General features: G+C 61.7%; 18 protein-coding genes. 9 read left to right on the top strand and 9 right to left on the bottom strand.

Annotated features, from left to right (window positions below; all coding sequences use genetic code 11):
* Positions 1-78: 78 nt before the first annotated feature.
* Positions 79-723 carry a helix-turn-helix transcriptional regulator gene (locus DSC91_RS10225; RefSeq protein ID WP_115778015.1) on the bottom strand — a complete coding sequence of 215 codons (645 nt, stop codon included), beginning with the start codon at positions 721-723 and terminating at the stop codon, positions 79-81.
* Between the two features lie 144 nt (positions 724-867).
* On the bottom strand, positions 868-1,839 hold the full coding sequence (locus DSC91_RS10220) for an ornithine cyclodeaminase family protein (protein ID WP_115778014.1): 972 nt from the start codon (positions 1,837-1,839) through the stop codon (positions 868-870).
* Positions 1,840-2,080: 241 nt separating this feature from the next.
* Between DSC91_RS10220 and DSC91_RS10215 the strand changes: the two genes are divergently transcribed.
* From DSC91_RS10215 to DSC91_RS10205, 3 genes are all read left to right on the top strand, one after another.
* Positions 2,081-2,869, top strand: coding sequence for an ABC transporter substrate-binding protein (locus DSC91_RS10215; protein WP_115778013.1), 789 nt, complete (start codon positions 2,081-2,083; stop codon positions 2,867-2,869).
* A 64-nt stretch (positions 2,870-2,933) separates the two neighbouring features.
* On the top strand, positions 2,934-4,175 hold the full coding sequence (locus DSC91_RS10210) for an NAD(P)/FAD-dependent oxidoreductase (RefSeq protein WP_115778012.1): 1,242 nt from the start codon (positions 2,934-2,936) through the stop codon (positions 4,173-4,175).
* 77 nt (positions 4,176-4,252) lie between these two features.
* The gene (locus DSC91_RS10205; protein WP_115778011.1) at positions 4,253-5,371 is read left to right on the top strand and encodes an aminotransferase; all 1,119 of its coding nucleotides are present in this window, start codon (positions 4,253-4,255) and stop codon (positions 5,369-5,371) included.
* A gap of 46 nt (positions 5,372-5,417) precedes the next feature.
* Here the strand turns inward: DSC91_RS10205 and DSC91_RS10200 are convergent, their stop codons facing one another.
* The 5 genes from DSC91_RS10200 to DSC91_RS10180 all read right to left on the bottom strand — a co-directional run bounded on the left by DSC91_RS10200 (position 5,418) and on the right by DSC91_RS10180 (position 10,510).
* Complete coding sequence (locus DSC91_RS10200; RefSeq protein WP_229758179.1) at positions 5,418-6,377, bottom strand: alpha/beta fold hydrolase; 960 nt, start codon at positions 6,375-6,377, stop codon at positions 5,418-5,420.
* A 64-nt stretch (positions 6,378-6,441) separates the two neighbouring features.
* Positions 6,442-7,743, bottom strand: a complete 1,302-nt coding sequence (locus tag DSC91_RS10195; RefSeq protein ID WP_115778010.1) for a UDP-N-acetylglucosamine 1-carboxyvinyltransferase — start codon at positions 7,741-7,743, stop codon at positions 6,442-6,444.
* Between the two features lie 161 nt (positions 7,744-7,904).
* Positions 7,905-8,906, bottom strand: a complete 1,002-nt coding sequence (locus DSC91_RS10190) for an NADP-dependent oxidoreductase (RefSeq protein ID WP_115778009.1) — start codon at positions 8,904-8,906, stop codon at positions 7,905-7,907.
* 68 nt (positions 8,907-8,974) lie between these two features.
* Positions 8,975-9,784, bottom strand: a complete 810-nt coding sequence (locus tag DSC91_RS10185) for an oxidoreductase (protein WP_115778008.1) — start codon at positions 9,782-9,784, stop codon at positions 8,975-8,977.
* 117 nt (positions 9,785-9,901) lie between these two features.
* A complete protein-coding gene (locus DSC91_RS10180; RefSeq protein WP_115778007.1) occupies positions 9,902-10,510 on the bottom strand; it encodes a TetR/AcrR family transcriptional regulator in 609 nt (202 codons plus the stop codon).
* A 417-nt stretch (positions 10,511-10,927) separates the two neighbouring features.
* Here DSC91_RS10180 and DSC91_RS10175 point away from each other — a divergent pair, with 417 nt between their 5' ends.
* Complete coding sequence (locus tag DSC91_RS10175) at positions 10,928-12,484, top strand: methyl-accepting chemotaxis protein (protein WP_115778006.1); 1,557 nt, start codon at positions 10,928-10,930, stop codon at positions 12,482-12,484.
* 156 nt (positions 12,485-12,640) lie between these two features.
* Complete coding sequence (locus tag DSC91_RS10170; protein WP_115778005.1) at positions 12,641-13,738, top strand: lactonase family protein; 1,098 nt, start codon at positions 12,641-12,643, stop codon at positions 13,736-13,738.
* Positions 13,739-13,886: 148 nt separating this feature from the next.
* Here DSC91_RS10170 and DSC91_RS10165 read toward each other — a convergent pair whose 3' ends face one another.
* Positions 13,887-15,188: an aspartate aminotransferase family protein gene (locus tag DSC91_RS10165; RefSeq protein ID WP_115778004.1), complete on the bottom strand. Its 1,302-nt coding sequence runs from the start codon at positions 15,186-15,188 to the stop codon at positions 13,887-13,889.
* A 105-nt stretch (positions 15,189-15,293) separates the two neighbouring features.
* Here DSC91_RS10165 and DSC91_RS10160 point away from each other — a divergent pair, with 105 nt between their 5' ends.
* Positions 15,294-16,151: a LysR family transcriptional regulator gene (locus DSC91_RS10160; RefSeq protein WP_115778003.1), complete on the top strand. Its 858-nt coding sequence runs from the start codon at positions 15,294-15,296 to the stop codon at positions 16,149-16,151.
* A gap of 158 nt (positions 16,152-16,309) precedes the next feature.
* Complete coding sequence (locus DSC91_RS10155; protein WP_115778002.1) at positions 16,310-16,783, top strand: VOC family protein; 474 nt, start codon at positions 16,310-16,312, stop codon at positions 16,781-16,783.
* Positions 16,784-16,867: 84 nt separating this feature from the next.
* Here the strand turns inward: DSC91_RS10155 and DSC91_RS10150 are convergent, their stop codons facing one another.
* The gene (locus DSC91_RS10150) at positions 16,868-17,572 is read right to left on the bottom strand and encodes a GntR family transcriptional regulator (protein WP_115778001.1); all 705 of its coding nucleotides are present in this window, start codon (positions 17,570-17,572) and stop codon (positions 16,868-16,870) included.
* 210 nt (positions 17,573-17,782) lie between these two features.
* On the opposite strand from DSC91_RS10150, the gene DSC91_RS10145 reads away from it, so the two are divergent.
* The gene (locus tag DSC91_RS10145; RefSeq protein ID WP_115778000.1) at positions 17,783-19,057 is read left to right on the top strand and encodes a glucarate dehydratase family protein; all 1,275 of its coding nucleotides are present in this window, start codon (positions 17,783-17,785) and stop codon (positions 19,055-19,057) included.
* A gap of 53 nt (positions 19,058-19,110) precedes the next feature.
* Positions 19,111-20,445: an MFS transporter gene (locus DSC91_RS10140; RefSeq protein ID WP_115777999.1), complete on the top strand. Its 1,335-nt coding sequence runs from the start codon at positions 19,111-19,113 to the stop codon at positions 20,443-20,445.
* Positions 20,446-20,453 lie beyond the last annotated feature (8 nt).

Here is a 20,453-nt window from a genome sequence, read left to right as displayed (position 1 = left end):
GCGGATATCATTCTGAAAATGGCAGAAGCTGCGGCCGACAGTTGCGGGCCGCTGAACTTCCGCTGACTCGATCTAGCGCTACGCAGCAGCGCCCCGTAAATCTCTTATGTGCTGATAGACGGTTGCGCGACCCATGCCTAGAACATTGGCAACGTAATTCGCCGCGCTCTTTCCTTTGAACGCGCCTTCCTCCCACAGCGCCTCGACGAGTTCGCGACGATGTTCCCGGGTCAGGGAGTTGAGCGCCAGCTGGCGTTCCTGAAGCCATGCATGGAGAAACGTGTTGATGCGCTCCTGCCAGTCGTCCTTGAACAGCTCCTCAGGCTGCTTCACGAGACCTGCGCCCGACACCACGCGATCGATGACATGCTTGATGTCCTCGAAGACGGCGATGTTGTAGTTGACGCACATTACGCCGACCGCCGCGCCGGCGTCGTCAAAGAGCACCGTGCTGACACAGCGCATGCGTCTGCCGTCCCAGTTGATCTTTTCATACGGACCGATCGTGCCTGACTGCGCCGAATGATCGATTTCTTCCAGTGCCGATTCGTCGCCCAGTTCACGCTTTGACAGGTTGTTCGCGATGTACGCAATCGTCTGGCTGTGCAGGTCATGAATGACGATCTCGACGTACGGAAAGAAGAGCAGCGCAATGCCGTCGGCGACGCGGCCGTAGCGATCCAGCAAAAGCCGGCGCGCGGCTGTGGTCTTAGTCTTTCGCATAGGGAAGCATGAGATTGTTCAGTTTGGCCGGGTCCGGCGGCGTGTGCGTCGAGGTGCAACGACTATTCGTGCGATGCACTATTTTGCCACGGGCGGTGTTCATCCCTGTTTGGGGCCACCCACGCACAGCCGCATCGGTCGTGCTCAACGGGTGGGCTGCCCGGCCACGTGCCTGAACAACGCGTAGGCGATCGCTACATCTTCCAGTCCGAGTCCGATTGAGCGAAAGAAAACGTGCCGTTGCCCGGAGGGTTTTCGGGCCCTGCCGGATACCAGTTCGGGTAAATCGCCCAGAACGCTGTCCGGCGACCAGTCATGCAATTGCGCCGCCAATTTCATTTCACCCGCGCTGGCAGGCGTGGTTTGCCGGTAGTCGCAATAGACGTCCATGTCTTGAATCCACGCCGGTGGAATCTCATGCGCATTGGCGACATTCGTGCTGATCGACGTGATGAGTGCCGGCCTGGTCAGCATGGTGTCCGACAGGACAGGCGTGCCGGAGGACGTGCACAACGCGATCACATCGGCATCGCGCACGCACTCGTCGAGCCGGCTGCAAATCCGCACACGCTCATGAAGGGCGGCGACCTCCGTGCACTTCGCTTCGTTTCCCGCCAGCGCCGGTGAAAACACATTGATCGAATCCCACGCCCGCAGCGGCGCGAGGTGACGCAAATGCGCCCGGCCCACTGACCCGGCGCCGACGATGGCAAGCCGGCGCGCGTCCGGCTTTGCAAGGTGATCCACCGCAAGTGCCGTCGCGCCGGCGGTGCGCTCGGTGGTGAGCAGGCCCGCATCGCACCACATCAAAGGTTGCCCTGTTTCCATCGACATCAGTGCGGTCCATGCCGTAATGACCGGTTTCGATCCGGTCACGATGTACGGCGACAACTTGGCGCCGAATACCCTGGCCTCCGCCATGACCCCGAGGTACGTGATGAAATCGCCGGCCCCTTGTGGAAACGGGGTAAAGGTCTGGGAGGGCTGCACCGCGGAGTCGTTCGCAAGCGAAAGAAACATGCGTGTCAACGCGCCGCGCACATCGAGGTGGGGCAGTGCTTCACGCACCGCGTCCTGCTGGACGATCAAGGGGAATAGTTTGTCTGTGCTGCTCATGGGCCTGCTCTCCACATCGTTGCCGGCTAGCGGCGTCTGCGCAATTCTAAAGTCAAAAAGTCCAGTCTGGACTTTTATTTTGAAAATCGCTTGCATTTGTGGATGTCCAGAATAGACTGTTGTTCCAGAACGAGTGTGAGAGCAGGCCCGTTTGGCACCTCATGCGCCTTCTCGAGGTCGCGCCGTCAGTTACCGCCCCGTGCCCTAATTTTGCGAACCCCCCATTTCATAGGGAACCATCATGCGTCTGAAGCTACCACTCTCACTATTCGTCGCTGCAGCTTTAATCGGTTCGGTCGGCACCGTCAGCGCCGAGACTCAAAGCACCTTGCGCTTCGGCATCGAGGCCGCGTATCCGCCGTTCGAAAGCAAGTCGCCGACGGGGCAATTGCAGGGATTCGACGTGGACGTCGGCAATGCGGTCTGCGCGAAGATGCGCATGAAATGCGAGTGGGTGGAGAACTCGTTCGACGGATTGATTCCCGCCTTGCAGGCGCGCAAATTCGATGTCATCAATTCGGCGATGAACATTACGGACAAGCGCAAACAGTCCATCGATTTCACGCCGCCGATCTACGTGGTGCCGATCGTGATGGTGGCGCGGCGCGGCTCCTCCTTGCTGCCGGATGTGAAGAGCCTGCAGGGCAAACGTGTCGGCGTTCTGCAGGGATCGTCGCAGGAAGATTTCCTCAAGGGCCACTGGGCGAATGCCGGCGTTTCGATCGTCTCGTATCAGGACCAGGATCAGGTATATGCCGACCTCGTTGCCGGACGGGTGGATGCCGCTGTCCAGGAAGCGCAGACTGTGGAGGATGGTTTCCTGAACAAGCCCTCAGGCCATGACTATGCGATTGTCGGTCAGCCGCTCAGCGATCCGGCAACGCTCGGTGAAGGAACGGGCTTCGGCTTGCGCAAGGGCGACAAGGCTCTGGCCGGAAAGATCGATGCCGCGCTCGAGGCGCTAAAGAAAGACGGCACGCTCAGCACGCTGTCGCAGAAGTATTTCAAGCGCGACATCATCGCGAAGTAAGCGGTTCATGACCCGATGCGGCTCGTTTCGCATCGGGTTCCGTTGTGAGCATTCGAGCGAGCTTATGGATTTCGACGTGATCGTGCTGGGAGCCGGGATTGTCGGCGTGTCGTCCGCGCTGCATCTGCAGGATCGCGCTCGCCGCGTGGGGCTTATCGATCGACGCGGCCCGGGCGAAGAGACCAGTTTCGGCAATGCCGGTCTGATCGAGAGTTCGTCGGTGGTTCCTTATGGTTTTCCGCGCGATCCCGGTACGTTGTTGCGCTACCTGCGCAACCGGTCGACGGATCTCTACTGGGACTACAAGGCGCTGCCGTCTTTCGCGACGTGGCTCGCGCGATTCTGGTGGGAGTCGTCTCCCGGGCGGCTCGAAGCGGCCGCGCGCGACATGCTGCCGTTGATCCGGCAAAGCGTCGCCGAGCATGATGCGCTGATCGAACGTGCCGGCCTTCAAAGCCTCGCGCACGACGGCGGCTGGATCGAGGCATTCCGCACGCGCCCGGAATATGAACGGCAGGCATTGGCCGCCGACGTCACGGCGAGCACATATGGACTGCGCGTGGCATCGTTCGATGCCGGCGCGCTGGCGGCGCGCGAACCCGGTGTCTCGCCGGGTTTTTGCGGTGCCTTGCATTGGCAGGACCCGAAGAGCATTTCCAATCCGGGCGCGTTGACGAAGGGCTATGCGCGGCTATTCGAAGGGGGCGGCGGCGCGCTGCTCGCCGGCGATGCGCTCACGCTGCGTCAGGAAGCCGATGCGTGGACGGTTCAGACGTCGCAAGGCAGGATCAGCGCCAAAGAGGTGGTCGTGGCGCTCGGCCCCTGGTCGGACAAGGTCTTTGAGCCGCTCGGATATCGAATACCGCTACGGGCAAAACGCGGATATCACATGCACTACGAGGCCACGAAGCCGATGCTCTCGGTACCGCTGGTCGACACGGAAAAAGGGTATGTGGTCGCACCCATGCAAGGTCGGCTGCGGCTGACGACCGGCGTGGAAATCGCCCGGCGCGAGTCGCCTCCGACGGGCGTTCAGCTGGAACGCGCGGAAGCCGTCGCCCGGCCGATATTCGGTCTGGGCCGCCGGCTGGACGACGCACCATGGCTCGGGTTGCGGCCCTGTACGCCCGACATGCGGCCTGTCATCGGACGCGCGCCGCGCCATCGAGGGCTGTGGTTCTCGTTCGGGCATAACCACCACGGATTGACGCTCGGTCCCGTAACAGGCCGATTGCTGGCGGAAATGATGACGGGGGGCGAGCCTTTCACCGATCCCTATCCGTTCCGCCCCGAGCGATTCCGATAGACGGCGTGGCGAACCCGCTTCATCGATAGGTCACCCCGCAACGAATCGTTGCGTCACGAATGACGAAGGAGAGTGGAATGAAAATCAAGGACTTCGGCGTCGAGCGCTGGATGGATCTCTACGAGAACCAATGCACTTACAACCTGGCCGAAACCTGCGTCGAGTCGTTGACGATGGACGAGTTGCTGACACTCGCAGGCAAGCAGGACAGCATTCTCGACGAGCTACGGCCGCTCAAGCTCACGTACGGCGCTATCGAAGGTTCGATGCGACTGCGTGAAGCGATTGCGTCGATGTACGCGCACCAGTCGCCCGCCAACCTGATCGTCACACATGGCGCGATCGGCGGGAATGCGTTGGTGTATCAGACCTTGGTCGAACCCGGCGACACGGTGATCTCGGTGTTGCCCACGTACCAGCAGCACTATTCGATTCCCGAGAGCTACGGTGCGGACGTGCGGATTCTGAAGTTGCGCGAGGAGAACGGCTTTCTTCCGGATCTCGCCGAGCTCCGCCGGCTCGTCAACGACAAAACCCGGCTCATCGCGATCAACAATCCGAACAACCCGGCCGGCTCGCTGATGGACGAACCGTTTCTGGCCGCGATCGGGGAGATCGCGCGCGCGTGTGGCGCGTATGTGTTGTGCGACGAGGTCTATCGCGGCACGGATCAGGAGGGCACAGGCTATACGGCTTCGATTGCCGACGTGTATGAGCGTGGCATCAGTACGGGCAGCATGTCCAAGACGTACTCGCTGGCCGGCCTGCGGCTCGGCTGGATCGCCGGCCCGAAGGATCTGATTCGCGCTGTCGCGATTCATCGCGACTACAACACGATCAGCGTCGGCATGATCGACGATCACTTTGCGTCGATCGCACTTGAGAACCGCGCGGCGATTCTTGCCCGCAACCACGACATCGTGCGTACCAATCTGGCGATTCTGGACGCATGGGTTGCGAAGGAGCCAGTCATTTCGTATATCAAGCCGAAGTCAGGAACGACTGCGCTCCTGAAGGTCGATCTGCCGATTTCATCCCTGCAGTTTTGCACGGACCTTATCGAGCAAACCGGCGTGATGTTCACGCCGGGCAGCGCGCTCGACATGGAAGGCTATGTGCGCATCGGGTATGCGAACAACCGGACAGTACTCGAAGCGGGACTGGCGAAGGTCTCGGAATTTCTCGCACGGTTTTGATCGGCATGGCAAATCGTACCGACGTTGCGTTTTGTCTGGGGCGGCCTTACAGCCCCTTCAAAAACGCAACCAGCAAGTCGCTCACTTCCGCCGCACGCTCGCGTTGAATCCAATGGCCCGCGCCATCGAGAATATGGCATCCACGCAGTCCGGGCAGCACGCTTGCCAGATTCTCGATGCGGGCCTGCGCGCCCGGGAACTTGAGGACGTCGTCTTTCGCGCCGGCCACGAATAGCGAAGGTTGCCGGATCACGCAGCCCCGCCACGCGGCCATCAGTTCCGACGAGCGTCGAATGCTGCGGTACCAGTTCAGCCCGCCTCTAAAGCCGGTGCGCGCGAACTCGCCCGCCAGGTAAGCGATCTCTTCGCTGCTCAGCCAATCCGGCAGCGTCTCGGGATCTACTGTGTTGTCGAGAAAACCTGCGCCGGGCGCGAGTATGCCTGCCACCATGCGGTCGGGCCCATCGCCCGACATGCTGAAAGTGACGCGTCGAATGGTGGCTTCGGGGTCGGCCTCGAACTCGCGCTCAGCGACGCCGGGTGTCTGGAAATGCTGCATATAGAACGTTCGCACGCCTTGCCGCTCCAGCGCACTGAGCAAGTCCTCCCGTGCAGGCGGATAGAACGGCACGCTCATGCCGACGACGGCCCGGAACAGATCGGGCCGCAGCATCGCCGCGTTCCAGGCCACCGGCGCGCCCCAGTCGTGGCCGACGATCACCGCCTCGCTCTCGCCGAGCACATGGACGAGCTCGACCATGTCGCCGACGAGATGCAGCATCGTGTACGACTCCGCGTCTGGCGGCGCATCGGTGCCGCCATAACCGCGCATGTCGGGCGCGACGGCCCGGAAACCAGCGGCTGACAGCGCCGCCAGCTGGTGCCGCCACGCATACCAGGACTCCGGAAAGCCATGACATAGCAGCACGAGCGGGCCGCTGCCCTGGCTGGCCACGCGCATGCGCAGTGCACCTACCTGCAGTGTTTCGAGGCGAAGTTCGTGCAAGATGGGCTCCATGATGTTCAGGTTAGGGGGTGGCGTTCAAACTCGCGTGGATCGTCCTGGACGATCATTCGCTGCTGGTCCATTCCACGTTTGCACCCACCGAGCGCAAATTTTCCACGAAATTTGGATGGGCACGGCGGATCGGCAGCGCATTGGTGATTTCCGAGCGCCCCTCGATACTCGCGGCGACCATGAGCAGCGCGATTGCCACGCGAATGATGTACGGACTTTCGACTTTCGCGGGACTCAACGTAAGTCCACCGAACGTGATCAGACGATGAGGGTCCGACAGGAACACGTGCGCGCCGAACTTGGAGAGCTCGACGGACCAGCCCATCGCGCCGTCATAGACCTTGTTCCAGAACATCGCGCTACCCTCGGCCTTCACGCCGAGCGCGATGAAGATGGGGAGCAGATCGACGGGCAGATACGGCCAGGGCGCCGCTTCCACCTTGGTGAGAATATTCTGGGTGAAGGGCCGCCGCACTCGCAACGGGCCTTCCCGAACGGCGTGCGACCAGCCATCGCGATGCACCACCTGCACGCCGAACTTCGCGAAGGTTCGGTCGATGAGCGGGAACTGCTCGGGCGCGGTGTTCCTGACCGCGATGTCGCCGCCGGTGATGGCGCCCAGCGCGAGAAAGGTCGCGATTTCGTGGAAATCCTCGCTGAACCGGAACTCGCCACCGCCGAGTTTGCGGCCGCCTTCCACGCTCAGGCGCGATGTGCCGATGCCCTCGATTGGCACACCCAGCATGGCCAGAAAACGGCAAAACTCCTGCACGTGCGGTTCCGAGGCTGCATTCACCAACGCCGATGTGCCGTTGGCCGACGCCGCGCATAGCGCGAAATTCTCGGTGGTGGTGACTGACGCATAGTCCAGCCAATGATGATTGGCAACCATTTGCGTCGTTGCGCGCACGACTAGCGAGTCGGCGGTGCGCTCGATGCACGCGCCGAAGCGCTCGAACACCTCGACGTGCGGATCGATCTCGCGCACGCCCAGCGTGCAGCCTTTCACATCGTTCTCCAGACGTGCGACGCCGAAACGCGCCAGCAGCGGCGGCACCAGCATGATCGAAGAGCGCATCTCCTCGGGCAACCTGTGCACGACGGGATCGAAGGACGTGGCGTGGTGATGCAATTCGAGAATGCCGGTGGCGAAATCCATCGACACGTTGCTGCCGAGCGTGCGGAAGATCTCGAGGATCTTCTTGACGTCGGTAATCTCCGGTACGCCGATGAGACGCAGTGGCTGGTCGGTCAGCAGCGTGGCGCAAAGGATAGGCAGGACGGCGTTCTTGTTGGCGGATGGCACGATCTCGCCGCGTAACGGGAGGCCGCCATGTACGATCAGGTTCGACATGTTCGGGAGTGGCTGGTGGGTGAGGAAGCGAGGCCACTATCATGCCATTGGACGGCGTTCGGCGGATGTTCCGGGATTCCGGGGCCGTTTTTTCCTTGTCGCTTCCTGACGCAATCTATCCAGCCGCTCGCGGCCAATGGCCCGCGACCGCTCCGCGCCTTCTATGTGATCTTGATGACGATCTTGCCCTTTGCACGCCCTGTCTCGACGTAAGCCAACGCCTCATTGGTCGACGCAAACGGAAAGATCCGATCGATCACAGGCCGTATGGATCCCGCGTCGATCAGGGCGGCGATCCGACTCAGTTGGTCGCCGCTGGCGCGCATGAACACAAATGAATAGCTGACGTCATGATGTTTTGCATTTTTCCTGATGCGATAGCTCAGAAGGCGCATCACTGTTTTAAGAAACCCGGAGGCACCCATCTCTTTGGCAAAATCAGGATCGGGCGGCCCGGCGATTCCGATGAGCCTGCCACCCGGTTTGAGTACGCGCAGTGACTTTTTGAGCGTATCTCCACCCTGCGTGTCGAGCACCAGATCGTAGCCTTTGAGGATGTCGGCGAAGTCGTCTTTCTTGTAATCGATGACGATATCCGCACCGAGTTGCCTCACCAGTTCGGCATTGCGCGCGCTCGTTGTCGTCGCGACGGTCGCGCCCACATGCTTTGCCAGTTGAATGGCAAATGTGCCGACGCCGCCCGAGCCGGCATGGATCAGCACTTTCTGTCCTTTCTTGAGCTGTCCTTTTTCGATCAACGCCTGCCACGCGGTCAGGCCTACCAGCGGAATCGAGGCGGCTTCTTCCATGGTAAGTGTTCTGGGTTTCAACGCCACGCCGTCTTCCTTGACCGCAATGAATTCCGCGAACGTGCCAATGCGATCCTTGTGCGGTCGCGCATAGACCTCGTCGCCGGGTTTGAATTGCCGCACGCGCGATCCGACGCGGACGACCACCCCGGCCAGGTCGTTGCCCAGAATGAGCGGCAAGCGATAGGGCAGAATGAGCTTGAACTCGCCATCCCTGATTTTGGCATCGAGCGGATTGACGCCCGCAGCGTGAACCTGGATCAACACGTCGTCCTCGCGCGGTTCCGGGACCGGCATTTCGCCGTCTCGCAAACCATTCTTGCGTCCATATCGATCGACAACAAATGCCTTCATCATGTTTCCTTGTGCGTGTTTCGTTGAGTGTTTCGTTGAGTCAGGGGAGGAGGGGGCGGTAACGCCGTTCAGGGTTGAAGTCGCAGGTCTTTGCGAATGCCGGCATCCACAAGGCCCGCGGGTGCAAACCTGCGCAGCAATCGCAAGCGACCGGCGAGTCCACCGGCGGTATAACGGAGTTTGGGGCGAGCCGCGATGGCGGCCTCCAGCACAGTCTCGGCTACAACCTCAGGCCCGTCGGCGCCCTCAACCAACTCTTTCGCTCGCTTGGCCAAGGCCGTGCGGACCTCGCGGTACTCGTCGAGGGGAGCGTCCGGCTCCATGAAGTTCGCGTCGAAGGACGTCTTGACGTAGGCGGGCTCGATGACGGAGACCCGGATGCCCAGCGTGCGCAACTCATGATCGAGCGACTCCGAATAGCCGGCCACCGCATGCTTGGTGGCGGCATACAGCGCCATGTAGGGCATGGGTAAGAAACCCAGCACCGAACCGATGTTGATAATCCGGCCGCTGCGTTGTCGCCGCATATGGGGCACCACGGCACGCGTCATGCGGATAATCCCGAAGAAGTTCGTATCGAAGATCGCGCGGGCCTGGTCAAGCGAACTCTCTTCTGCGGCGGCAGGTGCGACCCCGAAACCTGCGTTGTTGACGAGCAGATCGATGCGTCCTTGCAGGCGCAGTACTTCCTTGACGGCAGTTTCGACGGATTCTTCGCTGGTCACGTCGAGTGGCAGCATCTCGAACGTCCGCTGGCCGGCTTGTGCGCCGCGCCGGCTGGTGCCGTAGACCTTGTATCCAGCCTGGGCGAGCCGCCTCGCCGTGGCTTCGCCGATTCCTGACGAGGCGCCCGTAACGAGCGCTATTCCGGTTTTCATGGTGTCCTTCCGATATTGAGAGATGTCGTTACGTGGTTGGGCGAGCATTCATCTCGCCAAAAATATGATGATCGTCATATTTTTGGTTCAACAAAAACCGGCGCCGGGCCGGTGGATTTACGCATCAGTGGGCGCGAGTTTTTTCAATGCGGCTTCAAGGAAACTTTCCGACAGCCTGGGGTCGTCGACGGCGCGCGCCAGCACCATGGTGCCTACCATGGTGGCCACTGTCATGAGCGCCTGTTCGTGTGCGCCCGGTTGGCGCCAGTCGGGCAATTGGCGCGCAACGACATCGATCATCTCCTTGATGCGCCGTGTGGCCGCTCGCCGTACGACCGGCGCCTGGCGCGGCATCTCCGAGCCGAGGGCGGAGACCGCGCAACCCGTTTCTATGTTTTCGCAGTGCTCTTTCGACAGATAGGCGCGCACCATCGACGGCAACGCCTGCTCCGGCGGCACGGAGGCGGCGATCTGTTCTGACAGGGCCACGGTTTCGGCACCGGCGCGGTCAGCAGCTTCGGCAAGCAGCGCCTCGCGCGACGCGAAGTGGGAATAGAAGCCGCCATGTGTCAGGCCGGCCTCCTTCATGATGTCGGCCACGCCTGTGCCGTCGTAGCCGCTGCGCCGAATCGCGCGCGCGGCCACTTCCACGATGCGCTCGTGCGTCATTTCTTTGCGGCTGGCGGGTTTTGGACTGATAGATGGTTTTTTCATGATGACCATCATATAGCAGTTCGACGTAATTTGCTGGGCGGGGAATGTCGATGACGATCAGTGTCCCCTGGGCGCCATCGGCAGTGCAGCCTGCTCCAGGGTCTGGACAGTAAGGATGGGTGAGTTACGACGGCGCTACTTGATGACGATACCGATGCACGCGGTCAGTCATAAAGATATATGACGTCATATAAATATGAGTCCGATCGCCAATGGGTGCAAGAAATTGAAAGTCTAACGATCCAGGCAATTACGGGTAAATACGCGTTGAGGAATTTCGGCAAGGGGTCAATTCATCTTGTATGATAACGTATCTTAAACTTGGTCCCGCGTGCCACTGTATGTGCCGCATCTTGCGAGATCGAAGCCTCAGGTTTTGCGTTGTTTATGTCGTAAACAAACAGACGATAGTCAACTGGATCAGTAGGCATGCGTAATCTGACAATAAGACACAGTCTCCTTGCCGTTCTTGTGCTTTTCGCCGGCATGATTCTGATCGGCGGGGTAGTGGGGGTGCTGGCACTTGGCCGTTCTAACGACAACGCTCGGCGTCTGCACGATATTGCGAGCCAGGAAGTGCTGGTCAACGATGCTTACAAAGACTCCACACGCACCCGCGCGGCGCTGACGCGTGCGTATTCGGCATTGAAGGAGCGCAATGACGAAGCGACCCGCGACTCCGCGCTCAAGAGTGCGGCCACGACATTGGAGCGCGCTGACCGCGAAACCAGGATGTTTCGTGATGCTGATAAATTTGCGGGGCAGGACGACGCGCTGAAGCAGCAACTCGTCGATTCCTCCAATGCGCTGGCCACGATTCTGCATGCTGCATTCGACGCCTTGCGGCAGGGCGATACGAACGCCTACGTAGCGATCAACGACAAACAGATCACGTCGGCCGGCGTCGCCTATTCGGCCAACGTCGAAAAGTTCCAGAACCTCGCCGAGGCGCTTGCCAAGGATTCCGCCGCGCAAGGCGATCGCGAATACACATGGGTCGTCGCGATGGTGATAGCGGGGGTGGCAATGGCCCTCGCCTTGATCGTCGTCGCGCATTTCGCGTTACGCAAGATCGTGGTCCGTCCGCTGCAGGTGGCATCCGAGTTGCTCAACCGTATCGCGGGAAGTGACCTGACCGTATCGATTCCGGAAGGCGGCAGGAGCGAGTTGGGACAGTTGTTTACGGCGATGTCGCAGATGCGCACGGGTCTCGCGAGGACCGTGTCGAATGTGCGCGTGAACTGTGAAGCCATTCACGGCGGTGCGCGCGAGATCGCTGCCGGCAACCTCGATTTGTCGAGTAGAACCGAACAGCAGTCGGCATCGCTCGAAGAAACGGCGGCCAGCATGGAAGAGCTGACCTCGACCGTCAAGCAGAACGCCGACCATGCCCGCCAGGCAAGCCGGCTCGCCGCCAACGCGGCGGACGTCGCACAGCGAGGCGGCGACGTCGTGCAGCGGGCAGTGCACACAATGACGGCAATCACGGCCAGTTCGAACAAGATTGCCGAGATCACGGGGATGATCAACAGCATCGCATTTCAAACCAATATCCTGGCGCTGAATGCGGCGGTCGAATCCGCGCGTGCAGGGGAGCAGGGCCGCGGTTTTGCGGTTGTCGCCGGCGAGGTGCGCACGCTCGCGCAGCGCAGCGCGGCCGCGGCGCAGGAGATCAAAACGCTCATTGCGGCATCCGTCGACGATATCCGTGATGGAAATGAACTCGTTGTCCAGGCGGGGCAGACCATGGGCGAGATTGTCGGAGCGGTGCAAGGCGTCGCCACCATCATGGCCGAGATTACCTCGGCGACAGTCGAGCAGAGCACCGGCATCGAGCAGGTCGGGCAAGCCGTCAGCCAGATGGACCGGGTGACACAGCAAAACGCGGCGCTGGTCGAGCAGGCCGCTGCTGCCGCGAGCGCACTTGAGCAGCAGGCGCAATCGATGACAGATGCTGTTTCGGCATTCCGCCTCAATCGGGCTTGACCCGCACCCGCACACCCGCATTCAGTAAAAGCACCCGTCGCGCCCGTGCCGGGCCGGCGATGCGTTGGCATCGGCTGACATCCGTCGAAAAGACGGAAGCGGCCGGCGCTGGATAGTCATGTTCGACGAATTCAACCATTTCAACGGAGTGTCACGATGAGCGTTAGGGCCACCCTGGTCGCAGCAATCCTGGTTGCGGGTGCTTTGGGATCGGGCGCGTCGCAAGCTGCTACGTATGCCTATGTATCGAATGCGGATAGCCAGGACATTTCTGTCTTCAGTCTCGACCAGTCGAGCGGCTCGCTCGCCGCGGTCGAGACAGTGCCGGTTGGAGGCACCGTCATGCCGATGGCGCTCTCGCCCGGCCATCTCCGGCTCTATGCGGCGTTGCGTTCCAAGCCGTATAGCGTGGTGAGCTTCGCGGTCAATCCGCTCGATGGCCGGCTGATCGAACTTGGCAGGGCGCCGCTTGCGGACAGCATGGCCTACGTATCGACGGATGCGACCGGCCGCTATCTCTTTTCCGCCTCGTATGGCGGCAACCTGCTGGCAGTGAACCGGATCGGCGCGGATGGCGTGGCGGGCGACGTTCTGCAAACCGTCAAAACCGGCCCAATGGCTCACGCGATACGTAATGCGCCCGACAATCGCTATGTCTTCGCATCGGTGCTCGGCGCGGATGCGTGGCTGCGTCTGAAATTCGACGCGTCAAACGGCCAGTTGACCGATGACGCCGCGCCCGCCTATTCGTTGCCTGCGAAGTCGGGGCCGCGCCACTTTGTGTTCTCGCCGGATCATCGCTTTGTCTATCTGATCGACGAGCTCGATGGAAAATTGCATGTGCTCGCCTTCAATAGCACGCGCGACACGGTCAAACCGGTCCAGACCGTTTCCATCCTGCCGCCCGATTTTTCCGGTGACAAGCCGTGGGGCGCGGATCTGCACGTTACACCGGACGGACGTTTCCTGTACGCATCTGAACGCACGTCCAACACGCTGGCTGTCTATCGAGTGAGCGCTAAATCAGGTGAATTGACGCGCGTCGGTACGTATCAGACAGAAAAGCAGCCGCGCGGATTCAGTATCGATCCTTCGGGCAAGTATCTGCTGGCAGTCGGCCAGTTGTCGTCGACCCTGAGTGCTTACCGCATCGACAGCAGGACCGGGGCGCTGGCTTTGATGGGTCAATACCCTGTGGGTAAGGGGGCGAACTGGATCGAGATCGTTGAGTTCGAAGGAACGAGCGGCAATTGAGTGCCGGGTCATGCGGACAAGCCGATCACGCTGGGCGTGAACTGGCTTGTCCTTCTGTGACGTTGGAGGATCGGGGGTCGGGGGCCGGGGGCCGGCGTCGCGATATCCACTCCCATCGCGCGCCGCCGGGTTCGCCCGCTAGCTACAGCTACAGCGAACGCTCTATCGCCTGACCGAGCAGTGCCAGGCCCAGGTCGATCTCACTCTCCTTGACGGTCAACGGAGGAGCGATCCGGAAGACCCCGCCCATACCGGGCAACTGCACGATGTTCATGCTGAGCCCCAGGTTCATGCACTCGCGGGTGATTTTCGAGCCGAGTCCGTCCGCCGGCTCCTTCGTGCGGCGGTCCTTGACGATCTCCATACCCAGAAGCAACCCGCGTCCGCGAATGTCGCCGATGCACTCGAAGCGTTCCATCAGATCGAGCAGCCCGCGCCTGAGTCGCGCGCCCATCAGGTTCGCGCGCGCAACCAGGCCCTCGCGCTCCACGACATCCAGCACCCGCAGCCCGACCGCGGCGGGAAGCGGATCGGAGACATGGGTCGTGTAGAACAGATAACCCAGTTCATGGGCCCGCTCCTCGATCTGCGCGGAGGTCACGACGGCCGCGAGCGGCAGGCCGGCGCCCAGCGTCTTCGACAGCGTCAGAATGTCGGGCGTCACGCCATCGCGCTGGCAGGCGAACATCGTGCCCGTGCGCCCGACGCCGGTTTGCGCTTCATCGAGGATCAACAGCATGCCGCGCTCCTCGCATTTGCGCTTCAGTGCGGCCATGTAGCCTGCCGGCAGTTCGATGATGCCGCCGGAACTGAGGATCGGCTCTGCGATGAAGGCAGCGAGATTGCCGCTCGACTGACGATCGATGAGATCGAAGGCGTAGTCCAGTTCCGCCAGGTAATCGTATTCCCCATTGCGCTCGAAACGCGGCCGGTACGGGAACGGGGCAGGGATTGCATAGGAGCCGACGGCTGCCGGACCGACGCCCTTGCGGCCGGCGCTGTACGTTGCGGATGCCGCATTCCCCGTCATGCCGTGCCACGACTGCGCGAACCCGACGATTTCATATTTGCCGGTGACCAGCTTCGCCATGCGAATGGCGGCCTCGTTCGACTCCGCGCCGGTGCTGAGCAACAGCGCCCGGTCGAGTCCGTCAGGCGTGATCTCGGCCAGGCGCGTCGCCAGGTCGACCACCGGTCGCGACAGCATCCCGCTGAAGAGATGGTCGAGCTTGCCGGCGTATTCGTTGATGACCGACACGATTTCCGGATGGCTGTGCCCGAGCACCGCGCTCATCTGCCCGGAGGTGAAATCCAGGATCGCGCGGCCGTCCGCGTCATAGACGAAGCTGCCCTGGGCGCGCTCGATGATCATCGGCTCGAAGGTGCCGCCATAGCGGATGAGGTGCTGCCTGGCGTTGCGCCAGAAAATTGCATCGTTGTTCTGGGACACCTTGCTTCTCCTTGTCGGGTGGCGAGAATAACTTGCAGTCTAGATGGCGCTCTGCTTTCATAGAATCGAATAGTTCTTATCGAAGATAGTAGCGAGCCTTATATCTTGAGTCTTTCACTCGAAATCGATCTGCTGCGTTCGTTCGCCGTCATTGCCGAAGTCCGGGCGCTCAGTCGCGCGGCCAACCGGATCGGCCGGACCCAGTCCGCGTTGAGCCAGCAGATGAAGCGCCTCGAAGAAATTGTCGACCAGCCGCTGTTTCAGCGCACGGGCCGCGGGGTGGTGCTGACCAATCCCGGCGAGCGCCTGCTGATCCACGCCCAGCGCATCCTGCGCCTGCACGACGAGGCGATGGCCGATCTGTCCGGTAAAGGCCTGTCCGGGACGATCCGCTTCGGCTGCCCGGACGACTACGCCGCCGTTTTCCTCCCACATTTGCTGCGTCAGTTCTCAAGTCAGCACCCGCATGCCCTGGTGGAGGTTATTTGCGCGCCCACACCACGGTTGCTTGAACAACTGGAGATGCATGCACTGGACCTTGCCATGATCTCGCTGCCGGACGACGCGACGAATGACGGCATCATTCGTCGCGAACCGTTGGTCTGGGTAGGCTATCCGGGACTGGATTCCACGCATTTCGACCCCTTGCCGCTGGCGGTTTCCGATCCCGACACGCTCGACCACGTGGCGGTCTGCGAAGCGCTGCAGCGCGCGGGCAGGGCTTACCGCATCGCCTATGCGAGCAGCAGTCTGGCCGGTCTGACGGCGCTGGTGCGCTCGGGGCAGGCGTTTGCCGTCATCACACAGACTGCGGTTCCCGCGGATCTCTGCATACTCAATGGCGATCCCGCGCTTCCATCGTTGCCCACCGTCGGCATTACCCTGAAGTTCGAGCGGGAGCGTCCCGCCCATCTGATCGCGGTATTCGCGGAACACATCAGATTGACGCTGCCGTTGCTGTGATCGAACAGATACGGCAGGGCGGCGACATGCCGTCGCAGTGGATACAGAAAGTGAAACTTTTCTCCTGGACATGTCGACTTTGATGGTATTGCTTCGTCGTACCAGTGTCGGCATGCGGCTTGCCTCCGCATTCGGCCAATACAGACAGGAGATTTGCCATGACGATTCAGAAGATCACGCCTTTTCTTTGGTACGCCGAGGACGCCGAGGAGGCCGCTGCTTTCTATGCGGATATCTTTCCGGACTCGCGCGTCGTTCGGGTCACGGCGGTGCCGAGCGCCGGTTCCACGAAGGTTGTCGAGTTTGTGCTCTTTGGGCAGCCCTTCTTCGCCATGAGCTCTGGTCGGCCCGACTCGTTCAACCACGCAATATCCCTGATGGTCGACTGTGGCGACCAGGCTGAACTCGATCGGTATTGGAACGCTCTTCTCGAAGGCGGCGGTTCGCCCGACGCGTGCGGCTGGCTGAGAGACCGCTTCGGCGTCTCGTGGCAGATCGTTCCATCCGAACTGATGAAGATGATGGCCGACCCCGATCCGGTAAAGGCCACGCGCGTGGCCGAAGCCATGATGAAAATGGTGAAGTTCGATGTCGCCGCGCTGAAATCCGCCTATTTGGGGACGACGGCCTAACAAAAGACCACGTGCATCGTGTGCGGCATGGCATGGCATGTCGGTCAGGGGCGACCGTTCTTGCTGACGCTCCTCCGACCGTATTCAGACGTCCGTCAGGAAGTTCGGATGCCTCGTGCGGATCTGATCGACCTGGCTGAGCGTACCCGAGAGATGCTTGCGCAGCGCCGCCTGCGCGGCCTCGGCATCCCCTCTTTCGATCGCATCGACGATCTCGGTGTGATCGCGCACCACCGCCATCGTCTTGCCCTCCACCGGCAGGTGCAGGCGACGCAGCCGGTCGATGTGGCCGCTCAGTCTGCGCACCAGATCCCAGAGTTGCGGCACGTCCGCCGCCTCGTACATCTGGCGGTGAAAGGCCTGGTCGAGCAGCGAGAACTGCTCGTAGTTCTTCAGGTCGCGCACTTCCATCTGCCCGGCAATCGTCGCGCGCAACTGACCGATCAGTGCCGCATCGCGCCGCTCCGCAAGCGTGCGCACGACTTCCAGTTCGATCGAGCGGCGCAGGAAGTGCGCCTGCAACGCGGACGTCACGTTGATCTGGCTGACGACTGTTGCGTGCTGCGGAAAAATGTCGACCAGGCCTTCCTCGCCGAGCTTCATCAGAGCGTCGCGCACGGGAGTCTGACTCAGACCGTACTGAGTCGCCAGATCGGCGCGAGAGAGCACCGTACCGGGCGCCAGTTCGAGGGACAGGATCATTTCGCGCAGGCGTTCGAATACTTGCGGCGCGGCATGGCGGGACCGGTCGAGCCGGGTCACCCTCGACTGGGAGGCGTTGGTTTTCATGTCAGGACCAGAAGCGTGGGTACAGGCGGGCACTCGTGTTTCCACCCGCTGAAATATTAGTACTATAGCCGACGCCCGCGCGCGCCCAGTGGTCGTGCAGCCGTTTTGGGTAGGTGCGGATCTGGGTGTTTTCCCCACTGACGCACTAATATATTAGTGCTTTACCATGCGTCCATTCACTTCAAACCCATCCATTTCCGGACTGCCGCCATGACTCGCGACATCACCGTCACCCAGGTGCGAATTACGCCGATCGCCTTTCGCGACGGCCCTCTGCTCAACGCTGCCGGCATCCACGAACCGTGGGCGTTGCGCGCCATCGTCGAGTTGGAGACGAGCGATGGCCGCGTGGGCATCTCGGAGACCTATGGCGACGAACCGATGCTGCGTGTGCTCGAGCGGGCCAAGGCGCTGGTGGTCGGCCTGTCGCCGTTCGACCTGAACCGGATGGAAGAACGCGTGCGCGCGGCGATCAAGCCGAGTGCCGGTGCGATCGAATTCGAACTCGCCCCCGGTTCGCACTCGGCCAAGAACGCGCCGAAAGTCATCAGCACGCTTGAAGTCGCGATGCTCGACCTGCAGGGGCAAATCGTCGGCGCGCCGATCGTCGATCTGCTCGGCGGCAAGGTTCGCGACGCAGTGCCCTACAGCGCCTACCTCTTCTTCAAGTACGCAGAGCACGTCGACAAGCCCTACGCGCCCGATGCGTGGGGCGAAGGCCTCAGCGCGGAGCAGATCGTCGCGCAGGCGCGCCGCATGATCGATCTGTATGGCTTCCAGAGCATCAAGCTCAAAGGCGGCGTGTTCGAGCCGGCGCACGAGATCGCGTGCATGCGCGCGCTGCATCAGGCGTTCCCGGGCGTGCCGCTGCGTCTCGATCCGAACGCCAACTGGACACTCGAAACAAGCATTGCGGCCGCGCCTGAACTCGACGAGCTGCTCGAGTACTACGAAGACCCGTGTCCGGGGCTCGCAGGCATGGCCGAGCTGGCGAAGCATACTCGCCTGCCGCTTGCCACCAACATGGTGATCACGACCATGGAAGATTTCCGCCGTGGCGCCGAGATGGGCTCGGTCAAGGTGTTGCTGTCGGACCATCACTACTGGGGTGGTCTGCGCGCGACTCAGACACTCGCGCGCATGTGCAAGCTGTGGGATCTGGGCATGTCGATGCACTCGAACTCGCATCTCGGCATCAGCCTGATGGCGATGACGCACGTCGCGGCAAGCATCCCCAACCTGACCTACGCGTGCGACACCCACTATCCGTGGCAGGAAGAAGAAGTCATCAAGGGCGGCCGCGTGAGCTTCGACAACGGCGCGGTACGCGTGCCTGCCACGCCGGGTCTCGGCGTCGAGCTCGACCGCGACCGCCTGGCCGAACTGCATGCCCAGTATCTGTCGTGCGGCGTGCGCAATCGCGACGACCTGAAGCAGATGCAGAAGTACGACCCCGGTTTTAGCGGCAAGAACCCGCGCTTCTGACCCGACCGGATGTCCGGCGCGCGATGCGCATTGCCACCCCAGGAGACCACCTTATGAGCAGATCCATCCCGGCCGCGGCCGCGGCCGGCCCGGACCGGGCGAGCACGCTGGCGAGCGCCGTGCGCAAGATCAAGTGGCATGTGCTGCCGCTGTTCGTCGTGATGTTCATCGTCAACTACATCGACCGGGTGAACATCGGTTTCGTGCGCCAGCATCTGAGCGCCGATCTGGGCATCGGCGCCGCGGCTTACGGGCTCGGCGCGGGGCTCTTCTTTGTCAGCTACGCCGTCTTCGAGGTGCCGTCGAACTTGCTGCTGCAGCGCCTCGGCGCGAAGGCGTGGCTCACGCGCATCATGTTCACGTGGGGCCTGGCCGCGGTCGGCATGGCCTTCGTTCGGGGCGAGACGTCGTTCTATGCGATGCGGCTGCTGCTCGGCGCGGCCGAGGCCGGGTTCTTTCCGGGTGTCATCTTCTATTTCACCCAATGGCTGCCGCGCGACGAGCGAGGCAAGGCGATGGCGATCTTTCTCAGCGGCTCGGCGCTCGCCTCGATACTCTCCGGGCCGATCTCCGGCGCGCTGATGCTGATCAGCGGCTGGGGCCTGCACGGCTGGCAGTGGATGTTCGTGATCGAAGGCATGGCTTCGGTGGTGCTGTCCGGCTTCATCTGGTTCTGGCTCGATTCGAAGCCGCACGACGCCAGGTGGTTGAGCCGCGCCGAGCAGGACGCGGTCGTCGCCGAGATAGAAGAAGAGCAGCGCCAGCGCGACGCGGTGCATGCGATCAGGCGGTCCGTCTGGACTCTGCTGCGCGACCCGCAGATCGTGATCTTCTGCATGATCTATTTCTCGGTTTCGCTGACGATCTACGGTGCAACGTTCTGGCTGCCCAGCATCATTCGAAAGATGGGCCATTTCAACGATTTCCAGGTCGGGCTCTTCAATTCGATTCCGTGGGTGATCTCGATCGCGGCGATGTACTTCTTCGCGATGCTCGCGGCACGCTTCAAGTTTCAGCAGGCATGGATTGCGTGCGTACTGCTGATCGCCGCGCTCGGCATGTATGCAGCCGGTCAGGGCACGCCCATGTTTTCGTTCGTCGCGATCTGCTTTGCGGCGATCGGTTTCAAAGCCGCGTCGTCGTTGTTCTGGCCGATTCCGCAGAGCTACCTGGATGGGCGGATTTCCGCGGCGGTGCTGGCGCTGATCAATTCGATCGGCAATCTCGGCGGGTTCGTCGCGCCCGCCGCGTTCGGCTTGCTCGAGCAGAAAACCGGATCGATCGAAGGAGGGCTCACCGGGCTGGCCTTGATGTCGGTGGTGGCGGCCGGACTCGTCTTCTTTTCCCGCATGAAGCCTCGAGAGGGGCGGTCCGCCCTCGCGCTGTAGGCGGGCGG

The organism is Paraburkholderia caffeinilytica (assembly GCF_003368325.1).
GTDB classification, from domain to species: domain Bacteria; phylum Pseudomonadota; class Gammaproteobacteria; order Burkholderiales; family Burkholderiaceae; genus Paraburkholderia; species Paraburkholderia caffeinilytica.
This window is presented reverse-complemented; position numbering and strand designations above follow the sequence as displayed.